Here is a 19,798-nt window from a genome sequence, read left to right as displayed (position 1 = left end):
GTTGCTTCAGGCGCTGACGCTAACCTAACCGCCAAATGTGGCCCTGCGGGTCAAGAGCAACAGGGCCAGATCGGGCACCCTGCCGAAATCAACACAGGAATGTCTTGCGTGCTAAATATTTGCACGATAGATTAATCATCACTGTTTATCGTGCATATGCGCGCTGGCGGTACCCCCATCCAGTCCTGAAGAGATAAATCCATGAACGTTCTCTATACCGCAACCGCAACTGCCACCGGTGGCCGTGATGGCCGTGCTGTCTCCAGTGACAAGATTCTCGACGTGGCTCTGGCAACACCGAAAGAACTGGGCGGTGCCGGCGGTGCAGCGACCAACCCGGAGCAGCTGTTCGCGGCGGGCTACTCGGCCTGCTTCATCGGCGCCTTGAAATTCGTCGCCGGCCAGAGCAAGCGCAGCGTGCCGGCCGACACCTCGATCACGGCCAACGTGGGCATCGGCCAGATCCCCGGCGGTTTCGGTCTGGACATCGATCTGCACATCCACCTGCCAGGTCTGGAACAGGCCGACGCCGAAGCGCTGGTCGAAGCGGCCCACCAGGTCTGCCCGTACTCCAATGCCACCCGCGGCAACGTCGACGTTCGTCTGCACGTCACTGTCTGACGCCCCCCTGCGATCGCTCTGATCGCAAGGGCAGGCCCGCGCAGTTCGGCTGAACTGCGCGGGCCTGCTGCGTTGATGATCCGATATCGACGACGAGCAGACTTCACTGTCCTGTCTCCTGCTTGCTGGCCTAGAATGCCGCAATGCCTATTTCCACCATCTCCCTCGTGTTATTCGCCGCCCTGCTCCATGCCGGTTGGAACGCACTGCTGCGCGGTGGCGCGGATCGGCTCTGGTCGATGACCGTCATGTGCCTGGCCGTGGCTGGCACTTGCATCGTCCTGGCACTGTTCATGGTGGCTCCAGCCATGGCGAGCTGGCCGTATGCCGTGTTGTCGGGCGTGCTGCACGTGGGCTACAACCTGTTTCTGGTGCGCAGCTACCGGATGGGCGACCTCGGGCAGACCTATCCGGTTGCCCGCGGCTCGTCGCCGATCCTGATCGCGCTGGGTGCAGCGATATTCGCCGGCGAGCACATCCAGGCCAGTGCCTTGGCCGGCATCTGCCTGGTCTCGGGCGGCATCATCCTGCTGGCCTTCAGCAAGGGCAAACTGGCCGTGCCCAGCCTGCCCTACGCCCTGGGCACCGGTGTGTTCATCGCAGCCTACAGCGTCACCGATGGCATCGGTGCGCGCCTGTCCGGCGCCCCCATGGCCTATACCGTGTGGATGTGTGTGCTGTGGGGGGTGCTGATGCCGATGGTGTATATCGGTCGGCGCGGAGCGCGCAGCCTGTTTGCTTATCGTCCCGGAATGGCAACGGCGGCTGCCGGCGGCCTGGTGTCCCTGCTAGCCTATGGCATCGTCATCCAGGCCATGACCGATGCACCCATGGGTATGGTCTCGGCGCTGCGCGAGACCAGCGTGCTGTTCGCAGCCTTGATCGGCTGGTTCTTCCTGGGCGAAAGCCTCACCGTGCGCAAAGTGCTGGCCTGTACGATTATCGCTGCCGGCACCATCATCATCGGCTGACCGCACAGGCATTGTATTACCCGCTCGCCGCTCCTTCGAACGGCAACAGTTCCACCACCCACTCGATGAACACCCGCAGTTTCAAGCTGATATGTCGATTGGGCGGATAGGCGATGTACATCGGCATGGACTCCAGTTGCCAGTCCTGAAACAGCGCAACGAGCTCGCCGCGCGCTACGGGTGCGCTGGCCATGTACTCCGGTAGCCAAAGCACCCCCATGCCAGCCAGCCCTGCGGCCAGATAGGCGTTGCCGTCGTCGACCGAAAGCACCGCTTGGCCGCGTACGGTCACGCGCTCGCCGTCGCGCTGCAGGGTGTAAGCAAGGGCCCTGCCCGTGCGTGCCCAGAGAAAGCCGATCACTCGGTGATCGGACGCTTCCAGATCGCCGGGATGCTGGGGCGTGCCGAGTCGGCGCAAATAGCCGGGCGATGCATAGACGCCCAATCGCAGGTCGCCCAGGCGGCGCGCCATCAGCGACTGATCGGTCAATTCACCGCCGCGCACGACACAGTCCACGTTCTCGCCGATGATGTCGACCATGCGGTCGCTGACGCCCATGTCGATCTGGATATCCGGGTAGCGGCGATGAAATTCGGGAAAGGCTGGCATCAGCACATGGCTGGCGAAAGGACTGGGCACGTCGACCCGCAGCCTGCCGCGCGGAACGGTGGCGGCACTGGATAGACCGGTCTCGGCGTCGTCCAGATCGGCCAGCAGGCGCACCACCCTGTCGTAGTAGGCGGCGCCGTCGGCGGTGACGTTGACCCGGCGCGTGGTGCGGTTGAGCAGCTTCACCCGCAGACGCGCTTCGAGCTGCTGCACCAGCTGGGTCACCGTGGTCTTGCTCATGTGCAGGGTGTGCGCCGCCTGGGTGAAACTGCCCGTCTCCACCACCCGCGCAAACGCCTGCATGGCATCGAAACGGTCCATCGGTACCTCGTTTTCAGGAGCCATTGTTTGGAAAACGCAAACAGTCCTGGTCAGACTTGCTCGTTTATCCCGCCAGGGCAAGCCTCTACTGTTTTCCTTCGATAGATAACGGGTCGCCCGGCCCGCTTACGGAGGCAATCCCATGACTCAGCGTGACGTCGTTTTTCCAACCGGCCGCCAGGCCCTTTATGAACGCAACCGCTATTCACCCGCTGTTCGCAGCAATGGCCTGCTGTTCGTGTCCGGCCAGGTCGGCAGCCGCGAAGACGGCTCGCCCGAGCCGGACCTGCGAGACCAGGTGCGCCTGGCGTTCCAGAACCTCAACGCCGTGCTGCACGCGGCGCAGTGCACCTTCGACGACGTGGTGGACGTCACGGTGTTCATCGTCGACCCGCAATCGCGGTTCGAAACCATCTGGGAAGTGGTGCCTGAATACTGGGGACAGGCGCCTTTCCCGAACATCACCTGCGTGGGCGTTACGTGGTTATATGGCTTCGATTTCGAGATCAAGGTGATAGCGAAGCTGCCTGGGGTTTAATGGGCACGAGGCGTCAAGCGGGCTTTGTATCGGCGTTATGGCGGATGACGATGGAAAATATAATGCGAGAAGTTCGGAAGAGTCCTACGTCATGCCTAAGAGGTATGTATGTCATCAGGTCTGGATGTAGTTTGCGAAAGATAGTTTCGAATGTATTCAAGTACCTGATTCGCACCCGAGTGAGAGTCGATCATATCGATCGGGCGTTGATCGCCCAGATAGGGATTCACTTGATCCATCCATTTGAATACGGCTGCCTTGCTTCCACGTACAGGGGCAGCCAACTCCAGAATCGCTTTGAGCAACTCAGGTTGGGCATACCAGGATTCAGGCTTTATGGTCGCCTTTCTCCCCGGAATGACACGGGGCAATTGGCAAGTTGCCAGCTCATGAGGATTGATATGCTCCCGTCTCCAATGGGCAAGCTTCACCAGGTCGGTGTTGGGAGGACGGCGCTGGTCGATGGTTGGTACGACTACACCGATCAGCACGGTGGTATGGGCTCTGATCATTTGCAGCGCTGGAGCGATATCGGTGTCGTTGGTGACGATGACGGCGTGGTCAATCTGGCCGGTAATGGCGTCGTGATAGGCTTGCAGAGCGAGGTTCACGTCACTTTGCTTTTCTTCGACTTTCCAGGCCTGTACCTCCCGGCACTCGCGTGGAGCACGGTTCGGGCAATCAGGATCGACGACCTTCACTTTCATCTTGTTGACCGCGTAGTAACCTTCGACCAACTCGATACGCGTTTCATATAGCTTTCTCAACGCAGTGTGATAACGCGCTTGCGACGAAACGGAATCGGCCGCGCGAGCAACGGACTCGACGATTTTCGCGGTAAAGAACTTTATCGAAGGGGACGCAAGCAGGATTGATTGTCTGATCCGACCTTCTTCATCCTTTACCAGTGCCGATGGGAGGATATGTCTTTCGAAAAGGGGCAGCAGATCCAGCCACTTGTAGGGAGTGCCACGTAGACATCCGTAGTAAAAGTTGTATCCATCGATGTAAATGCGAGTGCGCAGAGGCTCCGACTGAGGCGGTAGCTGCATTTGCCATACTCCAGAAACGAAAAAACCGGCTCGCGCCGGCTTTTTCCTCCTCCAACCAGATGGCCAAACCACGCCAGTCACGAGGATTAGTTGTTGGAAGCGATTATCGGCCAGTACCGAATGTGATGCAAGCCAATCCAGCAAACCGTTCTCCTAACATCCGCGCCGGAAAGATGAATCCGAAAGATCGGTACAACCCTCTTTGGCCCTACTCCCCCGCCCGCGCCGCAGCCATCTGGTCGTTGAAGTTCGTGAAGAACTGTCCATAGCCGCCATTGGCTTCGGCGAAACGCAACGGCTTGACCCGCTCGACGAGAATCTCCTCGGCATCCGGCGAGCGTTCGAAAATCGCCATGACTTCGTCGATGAACTCCGCGAGCGGCATCGCGTGGGGGTCGTTGGCTTGGCGCTGGCCCATCAGTTCGGTCTGGACGTACGGCGGCACCAGTTCGTGGACCTTCACGGCGGTGTCCTTGAGCTGGTAGCGCAGTGACTGGCTGTAGGAGTGGACCGCCGCCTTGGTCGCGCAGTAGCTGGGGTTCAGGGCCAGCGGGACGAACGCCAATCCGGAGGAGACCGTCACGATGGCCGCGTGGGGTCGAGTGAGAAAGTGCGGCAGCAGCAGGCCATCCAGATGGATGGGCCCCAGCAGGTTGGTAGCGACCGTGGCTTCAAGTTCGGTGGAGCCTGCCCGCAAGGACTCGCCGCGCATGATGCCGGCCGAGTGAATGACCGTGTTGAGGTCCGGGTGACGTTCGATCAGCTGTTCGACGACTCGCTGCCGGTCCTGCGCATCGCTGGTGTCGAGTACGGTGTAGTGCAAGCCGGGATTGGCCTGAGCCACTTGTTCGAGCAGTGACTCTCGGCGCCCCGCGATGATCACTTCGTTGCCTCGGGCCAGAAAGGCTTCGGCCAGAGCGCGACCGATGCCGCTACCGCCACCGGTGATCAGGATCGTGTTGCCCGTGGTTTGCATGGAAGCCTCCAGTAAGGTGGGGAAGTCATTGTGTGCAAGTCTGGTCTACCATAGGACGCCTGGGGGAAAGGCGCCAGTCGCACGCTCCTCATCCGTCCCATCGCTCACTCGCGAGGCCAGCATGCTGATGTCCGTGGTCGTCAACGGCCAACTTGTACTGTATCCACAACCCTGCGAGCCAACGCTGCCCTGGTGGAGCTTCACCAAAACGGTCCTTGCCGCCACCGCATTGACGCTGGTGCGCGATGGGCAACTGAGCCTGGACGATCCGTTGGCAGGCAACGACTACACCCTTCGCCAACTGCTGCGGCACGAGGCGGGCTTGGCGGATTATGCCGAGTTGGCCGACTACCACACCGCTGTCGCCAACCATGAACTGCCCTGGTCGGCGCAGGAAATGCTCGAGCGGTTGCAGGCCGACCGGCTTCGGTACAAGCCTGGTGCAGGCTGGCATTACTCGAATGTGGGCTACCTGATGGTGGCAAGGTTGATCGAACACACCAGCAACCTGACCCTGGCCGAGGCGGTTCGCACCCGTGTGCTGCTGCCATTGGGTCTCGACGATGTGCGTTTCGCGACCGATCGAGCCGATCTGCAACACGCCTGCACGGGGGCTTCGAACTATGACCCGGGCTGGGTCTATCACGGATTGCTGATCGGCCCACTGTCGCAAGCTGCCCTGCTCCTGGACCGGCTGCTGGCTGACACCCTGCTGCCGGCCGACCTGCTGGTGGCGATGCAGGAGACGCGCACACTGGGCGGCCCGATTGCCGGCCGCCCCTGGTCGGCGCCGGGCTATGCGCTGGGCCTGATGCGCGGGCCCGTGGCCGATGGGCAGGTGTTGACGGGGCATACCGGATGCGGCCCCGGCAGCGTCGTGGCGGTGTACCGAGGTTGCGCAGGCGACGTTTCGGCCAGTTGTGCGGTGTTTGCCCAGGGTGCCGGTGAAGGCGCTGTGGAAGCCTGCGTCGTCGAACACATCCACCGCTATCTGCACGGCTGAACGTGTCCGAACCACGCTCGGTACGCCTTTACACTTCTTCGTCCTGGAAAGCTTCTTCACGCTTCTTGCGAAACGCCGGCAGCACCATCATCACCAACAGAATGGCCGACGCGGCGAACAACACCGCACTGATGGGCCGCTCGATGAGCACGGCGGGATCGCCTTGGGAGATCAACAGTGCGCGGCGCAGATTGGTTTCCAGCAGCGGGCCCAGTACGAAGCCGAGCAACAGCGGGCCAGGCTCGCATTTGGCCTTGCGGAACAGATAGCCCAGCAGGCCGAAGATGATCACCAGTGCCACATCGAAACCGCGGTTGTTCACGCTGTACACGCCAACGCAGCAGAACAGCAGGATAGCCGGGAACAACAGGCGGTATGGCACCCGCAGCAGGCGCACCCAGAGGCCGATCAACGGCAGGTTGATGACCAGCAGCATGACGTTGCCGATCCACATGCTGGCTATCAGCCCCCAGAACAGCGCCGGTTGGTTGGTGATCACCGAAGGACCGGGGGTAATGCCATGGATCATCATGGCCCCGAGCATCATCGCCATGATCGAGTTGGAAGGAATGCCCAAGGTGAGCAATGGAATGAACGAGGACTGCGCGCCGGCATTGTTGGCGGCTTCCGGTGCGGCGACCCCTTCGACCAGACCGGTGCCAAACTTCTCCGGGGTCTTCGACATCTTCTTTTCCAGCGAGTAGGCGCTGAAGGCACTGAGCGTTGCGCCGCCGCCTGGCAATACACCTAGAAACGTACCCAGGGCCGTACCTCGCAGGGTAGCCGGCCACGCCTTGCGGAAGTCTTCGCGCGTGGGCCACAGGCGGGTGATCTTGCCGGCCAGCGACGTCTTGGCTTCGCCGGACTCCAGGTTGACCGCGATCTCGGCAATGCCGAACAGACCCACCGCGATGACCACGAAATCGATACCGTCGTACAGGTCGGTGCTGCCGAACGTCAGCCGCGTGGAACCGCTGCTCACGTCGATGCCGACCATCCCCAGGAGCAAGCCGATGCAGACCATGCCGACCGCCTTGATCACCGAGCCACTGGCCAGGATGGTCGCCGCCAGCAACCCGAACACGGTCAAGGCCACGTATTCAGCGGGGCCGAAGGAGAGCGCGAACTTGGACAGCAGCGGACCTGCCACGGCCAGGGCCACGGTCGCCACGGTACCGGCGAAGAAAGAGGCCAGCGCCGCGGTCGCCAAGGCCGCACCCGCCCTGCCCTGCTTGGCCATGGCGTGGCCATCGAGCGCCGTGACGACCGCCGAGGCCTCGCCCGGCAGGTTGACCAGAATGGCTGTGGTCGATCCTCCATATTGAGCGCCATAGAAGATACCCGCCAGCATGATCAGCGCGGCGAGTGGCGGCAGGAAATAAGTGATCGGCAGCAGGATCGCCACGGTTGCGGTCGGACCGATGCCTGGCAATACGCCGATCAAGGTTCCGAGCAGTGCACCGATCAGACAGAACGCCAGATTGGTCGGGCTCATTGCTTCGGAAAAACCCAGGTACAGTGCGTCGAACATGTCCATCAGAAGGGTCCCACCGGCATTTGGACATCGAGTCCATAGATGAATACGAGCAGCCCGAACAGGGTCAATACCGTACTGGAGATGAGCACTTCACGAACACGCCACTCCTTGTCGGCCATGCTGCCGAAGATGATCAGTCCTGCTGCGGCGATGATGAACCCGGCCAGCTCGGCGGCCAGGGCGAATCCCCCTACCGCTGCCAGCAGGATCAGCAGCGGGCGCAGCTTGACCCGATCGATGGCCTCCACCTGCTTGAACATGCCGACCAGGCCCACGACCAGACCCAGGACGATGATCAGCGAACCAATCATCAGCGGCATGAAGCCGGGCCCCATCATCGCCGCGCTGCCGACCGGCAGGTCGCTGGTCGACCACAGCACCAGGCCACCCAGACCGATGAAGATCCCGCTCGCCAGCACGTCGGGGCGGCTGCCCCGTGCGGTCATGCTCATTTCACCCATGGCGACGCGCTCCAGAGCTGCTGGAAGCGCTCCGTCTGCGCCGGCATCTGGGCAGCCCAGTCCTCACCGGACAGGTAGGCGATGGGCAAGGACAGGTCCTTGGCCTGCTTGAGAAAAGCCGGATCCTCGAGCACCTCCTTCACAGCCACGGACATGCGTGCAGCGATCTCGACCGGGACCTTGGCCGGTGCCGCAATGCCGCGCTCGGAGGTCATCACCAGGTCGACGCCTTGCTCTTTGGCCGTAGGCAGGTCCGGTTCCTGGGGCATGCGTTCGGCGGAGAACTGTGCCAACACCCGATACTTGCTGTCATCGCTCAGTTCGCTGATGTTCTGTCCGGCCGCGCTGATGTGACCTCCCATCAAGGCAGTGCTCGACTCGGATGCGCCCCCGAAGGGAACGTGGGTCAGCTCGATACCCGCCAGTTGGTCCAGTTGCACCATCATCAAGTGATCGTCGGTGCCCACGCCCGAGGTGCCCACCGACAACTTGCCTGGAGCGGCCTTGGCAGCCTGTATGAAATCGTTGAGGGTTTTATAGGGTGAGTCGTTCGGCACGGCCAGCACGGTGGGGTCATCGACGATGCGAGCTACAGGACGAATGGAGTCGGCCGCATAGCCGACCTTGCGCTGCACTCGGGTGCTGAGGAAGCCAGGTGTGTTGATGAACGCGAAGGTGTAGCCGTCGGGCCGAGCCTTGCTCAATGCCGTGTAGGCGATTTCACCCGCAGCACCGGGGCGGTTGACGATGACCACTTTGGCCCCAAGACGTTTTTCCAGGTACGGCTGCATGGTGCGCGCCATCACGTCGGTACTGCCACCCGGCGCGTAGGCGACGAGAAATTCGATGGGACGGTCTTCCGGCCAGGCGGCGTGGGCGTTCAGCGAGCTCATGGCAAGGGCCAGGAACGCTGCGGACAAACAGGTGCTGTGGCGTTTCATCAATGTGTTCCTCTGTTGTTTTTATTGGAGGCAACAAACGGGTTGGGGCTTGGCGGCAGGATTCTCGTGTCAAGGAACAATGCATCGAATCTAGCAGAATAGAACGGCATTTTAAAAGCCATTTCTGTCAGCGGGTCTGCCGGCTCGCTTTTTAGCGAAGACGCTCAATCAAGCCTCGCCTAGCAGCGCGCAACCCTTGGTTTTGAGGGCAGCGATCACCCAAGAACGATCGTTGCTGCCCTGGGCGATCTGCTCCATTTGCTTGTGCTCGGCGGCGTACTTGGCAGCGGCACGTGCATGCACCTGTTCGACATGGTCGAAGGGCACGCACAGCAAACCGTCTTCATCGCCGATCATCAAATCACCGGGTTCGACCACCATGCCGTCGATGGCGATCGGCACGTTGACCTCGCCGGGGCCATCTTTGTAGGGGCCACGATGGGAAACGCCTGCAGCGAACAGTGGAAAGTCGCCCGCACCGATGTTGGCCGCGTCACGAATGGCACCATTGATGACGATTCCTGCCACGCCCCGCTTGACGGCGTAGGCCACCATCATTTCTCCGATCAGCGCATTGGTCAGATCGCCGCCCGCGTCGACCACGATCACATCGCCCGGCTCGGCGATATCCAGCGCGTAATGCAGCATGAGGTTATCGCCAGGCCGCGCCTTGACGGTCAATGCCGGTCCGGCCAGCACGCCTTGCCGGTGCATGGGCCGTAGACGCGTGCCGGCGGCGGTCATGCGGTTCATGGAATCGCTCACATTGGCGACGGGGAGTTCACGATAGCGCTCGACCCATTGCGGGTCGACCTTGCGCGGGCGCTGCAGGACCTGAAAGCCGATGCTCATGTGACATACCTCTACTTGATGTTATTCGATGTCGTTTTTTTAGAATTGCATTTCATTTAAACCGATGCAACCGTCTTTTATCGCGACAGATCGTGAGCAGAAGATTTTCTAGAGTCATTTATTGCAACGTCATTTCATTATGCTAGATTCTTTTCTGGGTCATGTCCGAGCATTGGCAGACTCCTCCCCGCAAGCTTCCAATAAGAACAAGGTACTCACGATGTCCCACACCGTCCTGCTGACAGGTCCCCAGCTCGCTCCCGAAGCCATGCATCTCGCTGCCGCACATGGCGTGAGAGTCATCCCCACCACGCCTTATCTGCCCGAGCAGGAACTGCTCGCCGTTATCCGGGCGGAGCAACCTGACGCGATCATCGTTCGCCAAGGTCAATTGACCCGCGCAATGATCGACGCCTCATATGCGCTGAAAATCATTGCCAAGCATGGGGTGGGCTACAACACCATCGACATCCAGGCCGCCGCAGACCTCGGCATTCCGGTGACCATCGCGGTGGGCGCCAACGCGCAGTCGGTGGCCGAGCACGCCTTTGCCCTGCTGTTCAGCGTGGCACGCCAGACCGCATGGCTGGACGCACGCATGCGCCAAGGTCATTGGGACAAGTCGTCGGCCAATGGCATCGAATTATTCGGCAAGACCCTGGGTCTGGTCGGCCTGGGCTCCATCGGCAGCATCCTCATGGACCTGGTGGCGCCGCTGCAGATGCGCGTCAAGGTCTACGACCCCTATCTGTGCGAGCTGCCGATGCGCGCCCATGTCGAGCGTGAGGAAGACCTGGAGCGGCTGTTGGCCGATAGCGATGTCGTCAGCCTTCACTGCCCGCTGACCGACAGCAATCACCATCTGATCGGCACTGCGCAACTGGCGCGCATGCGTCCGGGCAGCATTCTGATCAACACCGCGCGGGGCGAGCTGGTGGACACTGAAGCGCTGGTCAGGGCACTGCGCGAAGGACAGATTGCCGGTGCCGGCCTGGATACGTTCAGCCCCGAGCCACCGCCAGCGGACAGCACCCTATGGGATCTGCCGACGCTGGTTGCCACCCCGCACGTGGGCGCCAATACTGCCGAGGCTCGCGACCGTGTGGGCCTGGTGGCGCTGCAACAGATTCTTGCCGTCTGGAGCGGTGCCGAGCTGGATCCGCGCTGTGTGGTCAACCGTCATTTGTTGGGTCGTTGACCACCTGGGCGTGCAGCTGCGTCAGTGGCACAGGATGTGAAGCTCAGTCGGCGGCGTTCGATTCGCCGCCAGCAGCTTTGTCGTCCACGGGCTTGAAGCCCAGGCTGCGCATGAGGTCGCGGGCGGTGTCGAAGAGCAGCGTCCAGTGGCCCTGGGCGACCTCTTCGGTGAGCCGACTGGCCGGCCCGGAAATGACCAACGCCCCCATCAGCTCGCGCTGCGCGCCATACACCGGCAGGGCAATGGATGATGCGTGGGGATCGGTGGCGCCCTTGGAAAAATAGGGTTGTTCCAGCGCAGTACCGGTTTGTACCGGCACACGCAGCGCCTGGGCCCCGGCTGCTTCATCCATTGGACGCATGTCGCCGGGCTGCATGTTGAGCCGCAGCCGATGCGCGGAGTTCACCCGGAATTGGCACATGCGGTAGGCGCCATGGCGCACATAGAACGAGGCTGTCTCGCCAGTCTGTTCGGCCAGCAGCTGCAGCCTGGGCATCACGTGGCGCTCCAGGTCCAGGGCCTCCTGATACACCGCGTTCAGCCGCATCACTTCGCTGGCGAGCTGGTAGCGCCCGTCGGCCATTCGGGTGATGTAGCCGTGGTCTTCCAGCGACACCATGAGCCGCATGATGGTGCTCTTGATCAGCCCGGTGCGATTGACCAGCTCCACCAGGCTCAGCGCGGTATCGCCTATTGCGAACGCGGAAAGCACCGTCAGCACCCGATCGGCCGAAGCGACTCCATTTACCGCCGGACGCGGGCGCGCTTTTACCATCACACAATCCTCAGTGGCGAGACCTCGACCGTGCTGGCGAGGCTGCGCGTCATTATCCGACAACCGAGGTATTGCGGCTACAACCCAACGCCGCGCATTTCGCCGCTGACACAATTCCTTAACCGCCTTGCCTGTAGGGTAGCCCTGCAACCACCGGGACTGACCTCGCGGTGGCTGTGGTGACATGCAGTCTGCATCTGTGCAGTAGCAGCGAAACAGACCTACATCCCCTCAACAAGGAGAGACACCATGAGCACCACTACCCCAGCAGCAAGCACCAGCAGCGCCGACGCAGCCATCGAGAAAATGACTGCCGCCTTCGACTCGGCCATCGAGAAATCGGCCAAGGTGACTGAGATCACCACCGAGAAGAAGTCCGAACTAGACGCCGCCAAGCAGCGTCCGCAGAACTGATTCGCTGGCGGGTGGCGCCCTGCGCCATCCGCCCGTTCTAGTCGCCGTCGAGTGATGAATGCCTGTGACTGCTGCACACCGCGCTCTACCACTGGTTGCCCGTCCCCTTCTTCCCGAGCTCAACGTGCTGAGCGGCCTGCATGCCGGTGCGGTCGTTGCGCTTGAAAGCGGCCTGTGTCGCATTGGCGCACACGAAGACTGCGACATCGTCCTGCGCGACCCCCAGATTCGTCCAGCCCACCTGACAATCCACGTGCACCGGCGCTTCCTCGCGATAGAGGCCACCGGTGGCGATGTCATGGTCGGGGCCGTACGGGTGAGTCAAGGCCACGGCTACCGCTGCACGCTGCCGGTGCATATGAGCATCGGCGAGACTTCTCTGCGCCTGGCGCATCCGGCCGGTGCCGAAACGACCCATCAAACGGCAATTACCCGTTGGGCCATGCTCGCCGTGGCGGGTTTGTCGATCGGCGTAGCTTGTCTTTGGTGGCTTGGCCCCGACGCTGCTCCGGCAGCTGTCGCTGCCAGCGCTCCACCGGGTGCCTCCACGCCGCGCGCCGTCGCCGCAACGCAGCCAGAAGCATTGGCTGCCTTGCGTGATCGCCTGGATCAGGCTGGCCTGCAACCCCTGTCCATCGATACTCAAGGCGACACGCTGCGAGTCAGCGGCCTGGTCGACAGCGACCAACGCACCCGCTGGATCGAGGTACAGAACTGGTATGACCGAACCTGGGGCAATACGCCCGTGCTGCGCAACGATGTCCAGCCGGCGCCGCTGGTCCCGCCACGGGTGCATTTCCAGGCGGTCTGGCTGGGCCCGCAGCCCTATGTCGTCGGTGAACGCGGCGAACGTCTCTATCCCGGTGCAGCCCTGGCCGATGGCTGGTTCCTGCACCGTATCGAACACGATCGGCTGATCCTCGCCCGTCAGGGCAAGGAATTCGAGCTGACCCTGTGAACGGGCCTGTGACGCTGGAGCGACCGGCATGAAGGTCGAAGCACGCAAGGGGCCCGAGCCCGCAGCCGGCAGCCTGCGCAGCGAGCCTGTGCAACCCGCCGCCGCCGGGGCCGCGGCGGCCACCCGCGAGGCCTTCGAGAAACACTTCCGCAACCGCCGCGCCGAGGTCGGTAGATCGCTGCGCGGACGGCTCGAGCAACTGACCCAGGTGCAAATTCAGGACCCGACGATATTCAGCCCGCACCGCACCGCGCAGATCCTCCAGCACCTGATCGAGGTGATCGTGCCGCGCCTGGGTGCCGATGCAGAGACCGAGGCGGTCGCGTTGGCCTTGCTGCACGAAGAACTGCAACTGCAGCGCGACATCGAGCAGCATCTGGAAGCCGGCGTCGACCATGACGCCTGAACGCGATCTGCCAGGCGACGCCGACCAGACGCGGGCGGCGCAGCTACCCCGTGACTGCGCCCAGTGGCTGCACAGCCGGGGACAGTCGTATGCACGCAGTGGGCAAGAACGACGCGGGCTGACCTACCTGCTCATGGCCTACCGAATCTGCCCTGACGACATTCATATCCTGCGCAGCCTGATCGGCCTGTTCACCCAGTCGGGCGACGGACGCCGGGCACTCAACGCACTCGACTACCTGATCGGCCTGGAAGGTGATCACCCGTGTCATTCACTGTTGCGCAGTCGCGCACTGTGGGTCAGCGGCGATCATGCCAGCGCACGCGAGTGTTTTTCCCATCATCTGCTGGGGCCTACGCCGCCAAGGAATTCGAACCGATGAATCTCGCCCCTCTCAACCGCCTGGCGGTGCTGGCGTCCCAGCGCAGCGACGTGGTCATTGCCGCCTTCATGATGCTGGCAGTGGTGATGATGATCATTCCCCTGCCCACGGTCATGGTCGATGCGCTGATTGCGGTGAACATCGCTTTCAGCCTGCTGGTGCTGGTGGTGGCATTCTATGTGTCGCGTTCGGTGGATTTCTCCGCACTGCCGCCGATCATCTTGCTCAGTACCCTGCTGCGCCTTTCGCTGTCGATCACCACCACGCGCTTGATACTGCTGCAGGGCGATGCGGGTGAAATCGTCGCCGCGTTCGGCGAGTTCGTGATTGCCGGGGAGGTGGTGATCGGCCTGGTGGTGTTTCTGATCATCACCGTGGCCCAGTTCCTGGTGATCACCAAGGGCGCCGAACGGGTCGCCGAAGTGGCGGCGCGCTTCACCCTGGACGCCATGCCCGGCAAGCAGATGAGTATCGACAACGACCTGCGCAATGGCGACATAGAACCGGCACAGGCCAAGCAGCGCCGCGCCCTGCTGGAACGCGAGAGCCAGATGTACGGGGCGATGGACGGGGCGATGAAGTTCGTCAAAGGCGATGCGATCGCAAGCCTAGTGATCCTGTTCGTCAACCTGCTCGGCGGCATGGCGATCGGCATGGCCAAGCGCGGCCTTTCGTTCAGCGAAGCCAGCCACACTTACTCTCTGCTGACCGTCGGCGACGGGTTGATCGCACAGATCCCGGCGCTGCTGATCGCAGTGGCGGCCGGGATCGTGGTGACGCGGGTTGCCAGCGATGACGACCAGGATCTGGGCAGCGAGATCATGGGTCAGCTGGGCTCGAACCAGCGCGCGTTGACCCTGACCGCCGTGATTTTGTTGGCCGTAGCGTTGATTCCCGGTTTTCCCGCAGCCGTGTTCGTGGCCATTTCGGCAATTCTGGGTGCGGCAGCGTTTGCCTTGCATCGACGGCAAACCCGCTCTGCACTGACACAAGCCCTGCCTACCACGACCATGCAACCACCGGACGCAGCGGCTGCCGCTGCCCACCATGAAAGCCTGCCGGCGCCGATGGAGCCGGAGCGCCGAATCATGTTGCGCGTCGGCCAGGCTCTGGCCCAGCACCTCACGCTGGACGAACTGCGCGCGCACGCCGAGGACGCCCGCCAGGCGGTGATGCACAAGCTGGGTATCGAGTTGCCCGAGGTGGGCACTCGAATCGACACCGGCATGGCGGCCGACCAGTTCGCGATCCTGCTCGAAGGCGTTCCCATCAGCGCAGGTCCGTTGCCTGCTACCCATCTGTGGGTGCGCGATGACCCGATGCACCTGCAATTGCTGGACGTGGAGCCACAGCATGGCATGGCCCTGGTCGGGCGCAGCGAAACCCTGTGGGTCGATAATATCCATCGCGAGGCGCTGGAACAGGCTGGCATCGGCTTTCACGGCTTGGAGCTGGCGCTGGGGACCCATCTGCAGACCGTGCTGACCCGCTACGCCGCAGACTTCATCGGCATCCAGGAAACCCGTCGCCTGCTCGACCGGATCGAAGCCGACTACCCGGAGCTGGTGCGCGAAACACTGCGGCACACGTCGCTGCAGCGCCTGGCCGACATCCTCCGGCGCCTGCTCGACGAGGGCATAGCGGTGCGCAACCTGCGTGGCCTGCTCGAGGCGTTGGTGGAATGGGGGCCGCGCGACCTCGAGCTGCATGTCCTCAGCGAGCACGCACGCAGTGCGTTGTCACGCCAGATCTGTCACCGCTATGCCGACGAGCACCGGGTCATCGCCGCCTTCGTATTGGCCCGGCCTGCCGAAGACGCGATCCGCCAGGCCTTGCGCCGAACCGAATCGGGCCGCGGCGCGAGCCTGCCGGAAGTGCTGGGAAACAGTCTGCTGGAGCAGTTGCGCCAGGCCTTCACCCGCACGGCCGACGATTTTCAGGTGGTATTGATGGTATCGGCCGACCTGCGCCGCTATCTGCGCCAATGGCTGGTTCGTCACGACCTGGAAGTCCCCGTGCTGTCCTATCAAGACCTGACCCGAGAGTTCACCTTGCACACATTGCGATCCATCGCCCTGCCCGGCAACCCTGCTCCAGCACTGGCCGCTCCCGATGCAGGAGTCACGGCATGAGCCTGCATTTCGCGCCTGCGGGGAGGCTGAGCCGCCTGCTGAGACCGGTTATGCGTGCCGGCGCATGCCTGGCGCTTGTGCTGGCGGGCCAGGCCCAGGGCATGACCTTTGATCCGGCAGACAGCACTACGGTCCAGTTGAGCGTTGGCGAAGGGCGCATCCTGCGCTTCGCTGCACCCGTGGAATCGGTGTTCATCGCCGACAACGCGATAGCCGACATTCGTATCGTCTCGCCCGGCGTAGCCTATGTATTCGGCAAGACCGACGGCCAGACCAACCTGCTTGCCCTCGACGCCCGGCAAGTGTCACAAGGTGCGGTGCGGGTCAGCGTCAGCCCGGCCATCGGCGCGGCGCTGCAACAACACAACTCGGACAATCAAGTGCAGGTACACAGCCAGGGCAAGCGTCTGCTGGCCAGCGGCACCGTGGCCGACCTCGACAGCGCGATCGAACTCAACGCCCTGCTGGTTAGCAGTGCGCCGCCCGGCGTGCCGCCGATCAACGCAGCGACCTACCCAGGCTCGCCTCAGGTGAACATCCGTGTGCGCTTCGCCGAGGTCTCCCGCGAGCAGTTACTGCGCTACGGCGTCAACTGGAATGCCTTGATCAACAGCGGCTCGTTCTCGTTCGGGCTGATCACCGGCGGCCCACTGGCCAGCTCGGCGGTGGCCGGCGCCACCAACCTGTTGTCGGCCGGGTTCAACTCCAGCAGCGCCAGCGTCGATGTGCTGCTCGACGCACTGCAGAGCAACGGTTTCCTGGAGATCCTGGCCGAGCCGAACATCACGGCCCTGAGCGGCCAGACCGCCAGTTTCCTGGCCGGTGGTGAAATTCCGGTGCCCGTCCCGGTCGGCAACCAATTGATCGGCATCGACTACAAATCGTTCGGCGTTTCGCTGCAGTTCACCCCGACTCTGCTGCCCAACAAACGCATCGGCCTGCAAGTGCGGCCCGAAGTCAGCAGCCTCTCCACCACCAGCCAGGTGCAGATCAGCGGGTTCAGCGTACCCAGCTTCCAAGTGCGTCGGGCCGACACCCGCGTCGAAGTCGGCAGCGGGCAGACCTTTGCCATCGCTGGGCTGTTCCAGCGCAGCAGTTCGCAAGACATCGACAAGCTGCCGCTGCTGGGCGATGTGCCGGTGCTGGGTAACCTCTTCAGGTCCAAACGCTTCCAGCGCAGTGAAACCGAACTGGTCATCCTGATTACGCCCTACATCGTCGAGCCCGTCGCCGACCGCAGCCTGGCCACGCCACTGGACCCTGCCCGCGACAACCCGGCCTGGCGGTTGGCCAACGGCAACGTTGCGCTGACCGCACACAGGGAGTTCGGCTTTTATGTGGACTGAGCGTACGTGGACTGACCCTGTGTGGATTGCCCGTTGCAGAACCCTGGCCTGCGCTGTATCCCTGCTGATACTCGGCGGATGCGCCACCGAATTGGACACGCCGGACGATTCCCTGGACTACCTGATGCTGCGCGAAGATCCATCGACCGGTGCTGCGCGCGCCTTGCCCATGGCTTGCACCGGCGGCGACAACCCTGCGGGACATGCGCGCTTGCCCGTCGGCTGCGCCAACGCCCTGAACCTGCAACGGATGGTGCAGAACCCCAATGACGTGCACCAGGGGCAAACCATGGGGCCGACGCTGGCAGCGCCTGTGGGACGCGCCGCCCAGTATTATCTGTTGGGCGAAACCGCCGATGTGGAACGCAAGCGGGCACTGGAGCGGGAACGACTCGCCGCGCCGCCGCCCTGAGCCTCAGCGCGCCTGGCGAGTGAGAATGCCCAAGGCGCGAGCGCGGTCGGCCGGGTCTAGCAGCAGCTTGATGGCTCGCGCCTTGCCGATCAGATCCACTCGCTCGCTTGCGCCCAGATCGGGCAATTCGGCGGCGATGCGCTGCTCCTGGCCGGCCAGGGTCAGTACCAGCAGTTGCTGGCGCAAGTGACTGGGGCGTGCCAATGGCGAGCGTACCACCTGGGTCATGCGCTCGACGGCCTCGCCGGACTGACTGCCAAGCGCGCAGGCCAGCGCCAGGTTGGTGCTGATATCCAGATTCTGCGGCGCCAGGTCGTGGGCCTGTCGCAGCGCGGCGAGCCCTTGCGCCTGCCGGCCGGCGAGCATTGCGGCAGTACCCAGGCGATTGTAGGCGCTGGCCGTGCCGATCATGGGCGCCGCCTGTGCCAGGGTCTCACTCGCCCGGCTGACTTCGCCGGCCTGCAACAACGCCGTGCCCAGACCCAGCAGTGCTCGCGGCTCTTGAGCCTGATTGACCAACACGCCACGGAAGGCCCGTGCCGCACCTTGCGGATCGCCGCTGGCCAAGCGCGCTTCGCCCAACTGCAGCATGACCTCGGGCGCCTCCTTGGACAGTACCGCAGCACGCTCGTAAAGAGCCACCGCCGATGACGGGTCGCCGCGGCGATCGACCTCGGCGGCCAGTTGCATCAATCGCGCGCCGTCATCGCTGGGCGGAGCCTGCGTTGCACAGCCACCCATCAACAAGCTGACTGCTGCCAGGGCCGAGATCGGCAGAGACTTTCCGGGTCTTGAAACGCCCACTGAACCGCTCCCCTGAAGGCTGACAAAGGGCTGAGTGAACCTTAAACAGGTGACAGTCCGGTGACAGCGACAGCCCGTATCCGAGGCAACAGTGTGAATGCCTCATCGTCACAAAACCGCAAAGTGTGCGCGGCTACACTCGGCCCGTTCCAATAACCGGCAGGAGCCCACAGCGCATGAGCCAACACGGCGCAGAAACGATGTGCAGGTCACGCCTGCGCCCACGCAGCGCACTGTCGCGGCTGTGCCTGCTGCTGACGCTGGGCGTGCTGGCCGCGCACGAGGCAGCCTGGGCAAACGCCGGCGCCTCACTGGCCTGGACCGCGCAGCCCTATCCCTACCTGATCATCGACCAGGACGTGCGTGGCGTCCTGCAGGAAATGGGCAGCAACCTGGGCTTTGCCGTGGTGCTTGCCGACAGCGTCAAGGGCAAGGTGCGCGGCAAGGTGCGCGCCGACAATGCCGCCGATTTTCTCGCCGCGCTCAGCATCGCCAACGGGCTTGGCTGGTACTTCGATGGCAGCACGCTGTTCGTCGACAGTACCCAGGACACTGCGGCACGCACCTTCGACACCGGCACGCTATCGACCGCGGCGGTGCACGGCGCACTGGCGCCGCTACTGGCAGGCGGCCCGCGCGCCCGGCTGACCGTCGACGCTACCGGCCACCAGGTGCGCGCGGTGGGCTTGCCCGGTTATCTGAGCCTGATCGATGAGCAACTCGCCGCCCTGCGTCCAACCGTGCGCCGGACGGTCAGCACCGGGCCCGGCCCTGCCAGCGTGAGGGTCTTTCGCGGCGGCGCCGAGACTCAAGTGGTTTCAGGCCTCAACTGAGTTCTACCCCTGCCTTCGGGCTCAACAGCAAGGAGAACGACCATGGCTACAAATGCTATCGATCCGAACCTGGACCCCTCTGTCGGCACTGACGGCGAAGCGCAGTTCAACGCCGCTCTGGACAGCTCCACGGAGCTGACCGATGCCGAGTTCACCGATCAACTGGTCAGCGGCGCCGTCACCGTGGCGGGCCAGATGATCATCATGCCCAAGGCCAACGAAATGCTGAACGAAGCGATGTCCGACGAGTGATCG

General features: G+C 63.1%; 23 protein-coding genes. 14 read left to right on the top strand and 9 right to left on the bottom strand.

The genetic code is table 11. The features are described from left to right. The first annotated feature begins 201 nt into the window (after positions 1 to 201). Both LT40_RS07905 and LT40_RS07900 read left to right on the top strand, forming a co-directional pair. Positions 202 to 621, top strand: a complete 420-nt coding sequence (locus tag LT40_RS07905) for an organic hydroperoxide resistance protein (protein WP_043188545.1) — start codon at positions 202 to 204, stop codon at positions 619 to 621. Between the two features lie 143 nt (positions 622 to 764). Further along, positions 765 to 1,592 (top strand): EamA family transporter, encoded by an 828-nt coding sequence (locus LT40_RS07900; RefSeq protein WP_043188543.1) that lies wholly within the window; start codon positions 765 to 767, stop codon positions 1,590 to 1,592. Between the two features lie 16 nt (positions 1,593 to 1,608). Here LT40_RS07900 and LT40_RS07895 read toward each other — a convergent pair whose 3' ends face one another. Further along, on the bottom strand, positions 1,609 to 2,523 hold the full coding sequence (locus LT40_RS07895; protein ID WP_043188541.1) for a LysR family transcriptional regulator: 915 nt from the start codon (positions 2,521 to 2,523) through the stop codon (positions 1,609 to 1,611). 142 nt (positions 2,524 to 2,665) lie between these two features. Here LT40_RS07895 and LT40_RS07890 point away from each other — a divergent pair, with 142 nt between their 5' ends. Continuing rightward, positions 2,666 to 3,061: a RidA family protein gene (locus LT40_RS07890; protein ID WP_043188538.1), complete on the top strand. Its 396-nt coding sequence runs from the start codon at positions 2,666 to 2,668 to the stop codon at positions 3,059 to 3,061. 95 nt (positions 3,062 to 3,156) lie between these two features. On the opposite strand, the gene LT40_RS07885 is transcribed toward LT40_RS07890, so the two are convergent. After that, complete coding sequence (locus tag LT40_RS07885) at positions 3,157 to 4,113, bottom strand: antitoxin Xre/MbcA/ParS toxin-binding domain-containing protein (RefSeq protein ID WP_052393323.1); 957 nt, start codon at positions 4,111 to 4,113, stop codon at positions 3,157 to 3,159. A gap of 208 nt (positions 4,114 to 4,321) precedes the next feature. Then, a complete protein-coding gene (locus LT40_RS07880; protein ID WP_043188536.1) occupies positions 4,322 to 5,089 on the bottom strand; it encodes an SDR family oxidoreductase in 768 nt (255 codons plus the stop codon). 121 nt (positions 5,090 to 5,210) lie between these two features. Here LT40_RS07880 and LT40_RS07875 point away from each other — a divergent pair, with 121 nt between their 5' ends. Continuing rightward, complete coding sequence (locus LT40_RS07875) at positions 5,211 to 6,092, top strand: serine hydrolase domain-containing protein (protein WP_043188533.1); 882 nt, start codon at positions 5,211 to 5,213, stop codon at positions 6,090 to 6,092. 28 nt (positions 6,093 to 6,120) lie between these two features. On the opposite strand, the gene LT40_RS07870 is transcribed toward LT40_RS07875, so the two are convergent. The 4 genes from LT40_RS07870 to LT40_RS07855 form a co-directional block, all read right to left on the bottom strand. Then, positions 6,121 to 7,629 (bottom strand): tripartite tricarboxylate transporter permease, encoded by a 1,509-nt coding sequence (locus LT40_RS07870; protein WP_043188531.1) that lies wholly within the window; start codon positions 7,627 to 7,629, stop codon positions 6,121 to 6,123. Beyond that, positions 7,629 to 8,090, bottom strand: a complete 462-nt coding sequence (locus tag LT40_RS07865) for a tripartite tricarboxylate transporter TctB family protein (protein WP_202807709.1) — start codon at positions 8,088 to 8,090, stop codon at positions 7,629 to 7,631. Before LT40_RS07865 ends, LT40_RS07870 begins: the two co-directional genes overlap by 1 nt. Continuing rightward, positions 8,078 to 9,031, bottom strand: a complete 954-nt coding sequence (locus LT40_RS07860) for a tripartite tricarboxylate transporter substrate binding protein (RefSeq protein WP_052393320.1) — start codon at positions 9,029 to 9,031, stop codon at positions 8,078 to 8,080. Before LT40_RS07860 ends, LT40_RS07865 begins: the two co-directional genes overlap by 13 nt. 168 nt (positions 9,032 to 9,199) lie before the next feature. Beyond that, positions 9,200 to 9,883, bottom strand: a complete 684-nt coding sequence (locus LT40_RS07855; RefSeq protein WP_043188529.1) for an RraA family protein — start codon at positions 9,881 to 9,883, stop codon at positions 9,200 to 9,202. Between the two features lie 220 nt (positions 9,884 to 10,103). Here LT40_RS07855 and LT40_RS07850 point away from each other — a divergent pair, with 220 nt between their 5' ends. Beyond that, positions 10,104 to 11,081: a hydroxyacid dehydrogenase gene (locus tag LT40_RS07850; protein ID WP_043188526.1), complete on the top strand. Its 978-nt coding sequence runs from the start codon at positions 10,104 to 10,106 to the stop codon at positions 11,079 to 11,081. Between the two features lie 43 nt (positions 11,082 to 11,124). Here LT40_RS07850 and LT40_RS07845 read toward each other — a convergent pair whose 3' ends face one another. Further along, positions 11,125 to 11,856, bottom strand: a complete 732-nt coding sequence (locus LT40_RS07845) for an IclR family transcriptional regulator (protein WP_043188525.1) — start codon at positions 11,854 to 11,856, stop codon at positions 11,125 to 11,127. Between the two features lie 249 nt (positions 11,857 to 12,105). Here LT40_RS07845 and LT40_RS21725 point away from each other — a divergent pair, with 249 nt between their 5' ends. From LT40_RS21725 to LT40_RS20920, 7 genes are read left to right on the top strand one after another with little or no spacing between them, the layout of a single operon-like run. Continuing rightward, positions 12,106 to 12,270, top strand: coding sequence for a hypothetical protein (locus LT40_RS21725; RefSeq protein ID WP_167335519.1), 165 nt, complete (start codon positions 12,106 to 12,108; stop codon positions 12,268 to 12,270). A 58-nt stretch (positions 12,271 to 12,328) separates the two neighbouring features. Then, positions 12,329 to 13,228, top strand: coding sequence for a SctD/MshK family protein (locus tag LT40_RS07835; RefSeq protein WP_084139747.1), 900 nt, complete (start codon positions 12,329 to 12,331; stop codon positions 13,226 to 13,228). A 28-nt stretch (positions 13,229 to 13,256) separates the two neighbouring features. Then, a complete protein-coding gene (locus tag LT40_RS07830) occupies positions 13,257 to 13,634 on the top strand; it encodes a hypothetical protein (protein ID WP_043188518.1) in 378 nt (125 codons plus the stop codon). Continuing rightward, positions 13,624 to 14,016: a tetratricopeptide repeat protein gene (locus LT40_RS07825; protein WP_237749288.1), complete on the top strand. Its 393-nt coding sequence runs from the start codon at positions 13,624 to 13,626 to the stop codon at positions 14,014 to 14,016. The genes LT40_RS07830 and LT40_RS07825 overlap by 11 nt, the downstream gene beginning before the upstream one ends. Further along, the gene (sctV, locus tag LT40_RS07820; protein ID WP_043188515.1) at positions 14,013 to 16,148 is read left to right on the top strand and encodes a type III secretion system export apparatus subunit SctV; all 2,136 of its coding nucleotides are present in this window, start codon (positions 14,013 to 14,015) and stop codon (positions 16,146 to 16,148) included. Before LT40_RS07825 ends, sctV begins: the two co-directional genes overlap by 4 nt. A gap of 50 nt (positions 16,149 to 16,198) precedes the next feature. After that, complete coding sequence (locus LT40_RS07815) at positions 16,199 to 17,494, top strand: type II and III secretion system protein family protein (protein ID WP_043193450.1); 1,296 nt, start codon at positions 16,199 to 16,201, stop codon at positions 17,492 to 17,494. A gap of 19 nt (positions 17,495 to 17,513) precedes the next feature. Beyond that, positions 17,514 to 17,906, top strand: coding sequence for a hypothetical protein (locus tag LT40_RS20920; protein ID WP_052393319.1), 393 nt, complete (start codon positions 17,514 to 17,516; stop codon positions 17,904 to 17,906). Between the two features lie 3 nt (positions 17,907 to 17,909). On the opposite strand, the gene LT40_RS07805 is transcribed toward LT40_RS20920, so the two are convergent. Next, positions 17,910 to 18,596, bottom strand: a complete 687-nt coding sequence (locus tag LT40_RS07805; protein WP_052393318.1) for a tetratricopeptide repeat protein — start codon at positions 18,594 to 18,596, stop codon at positions 17,910 to 17,912. A 290-nt stretch (positions 18,597 to 18,886) separates the two neighbouring features. Between LT40_RS07805 and LT40_RS20915 the strand changes: the two genes are divergently transcribed. Together LT40_RS20915 and LT40_RS07795 are read left to right on the top strand one after the other, a co-directional pair. Further along, complete coding sequence (locus LT40_RS20915; protein WP_052393317.1) at positions 18,887 to 19,543, top strand: hypothetical protein; 657 nt, start codon at positions 18,887 to 18,889, stop codon at positions 19,541 to 19,543. A 42-nt stretch (positions 19,544 to 19,585) separates the two neighbouring features. Further along, positions 19,586 to 19,795, top strand: coding sequence for a hypothetical protein (locus LT40_RS07795; protein WP_043188512.1), 210 nt, complete (start codon positions 19,586 to 19,588; stop codon positions 19,793 to 19,795). Positions 19,796 to 19,798 lie beyond the last annotated feature (3 nt).

Source organism: Pseudomonas rhizosphaerae (genome assembly GCF_000761155.1).
Taxonomy (GTDB): Bacteria; Pseudomonadota; Gammaproteobacteria; order Pseudomonadales; family Pseudomonadaceae; genus Aquipseudomonas; species Aquipseudomonas rhizosphaerae.
This window is presented reverse-complemented; position numbering and strand designations above follow the sequence as displayed.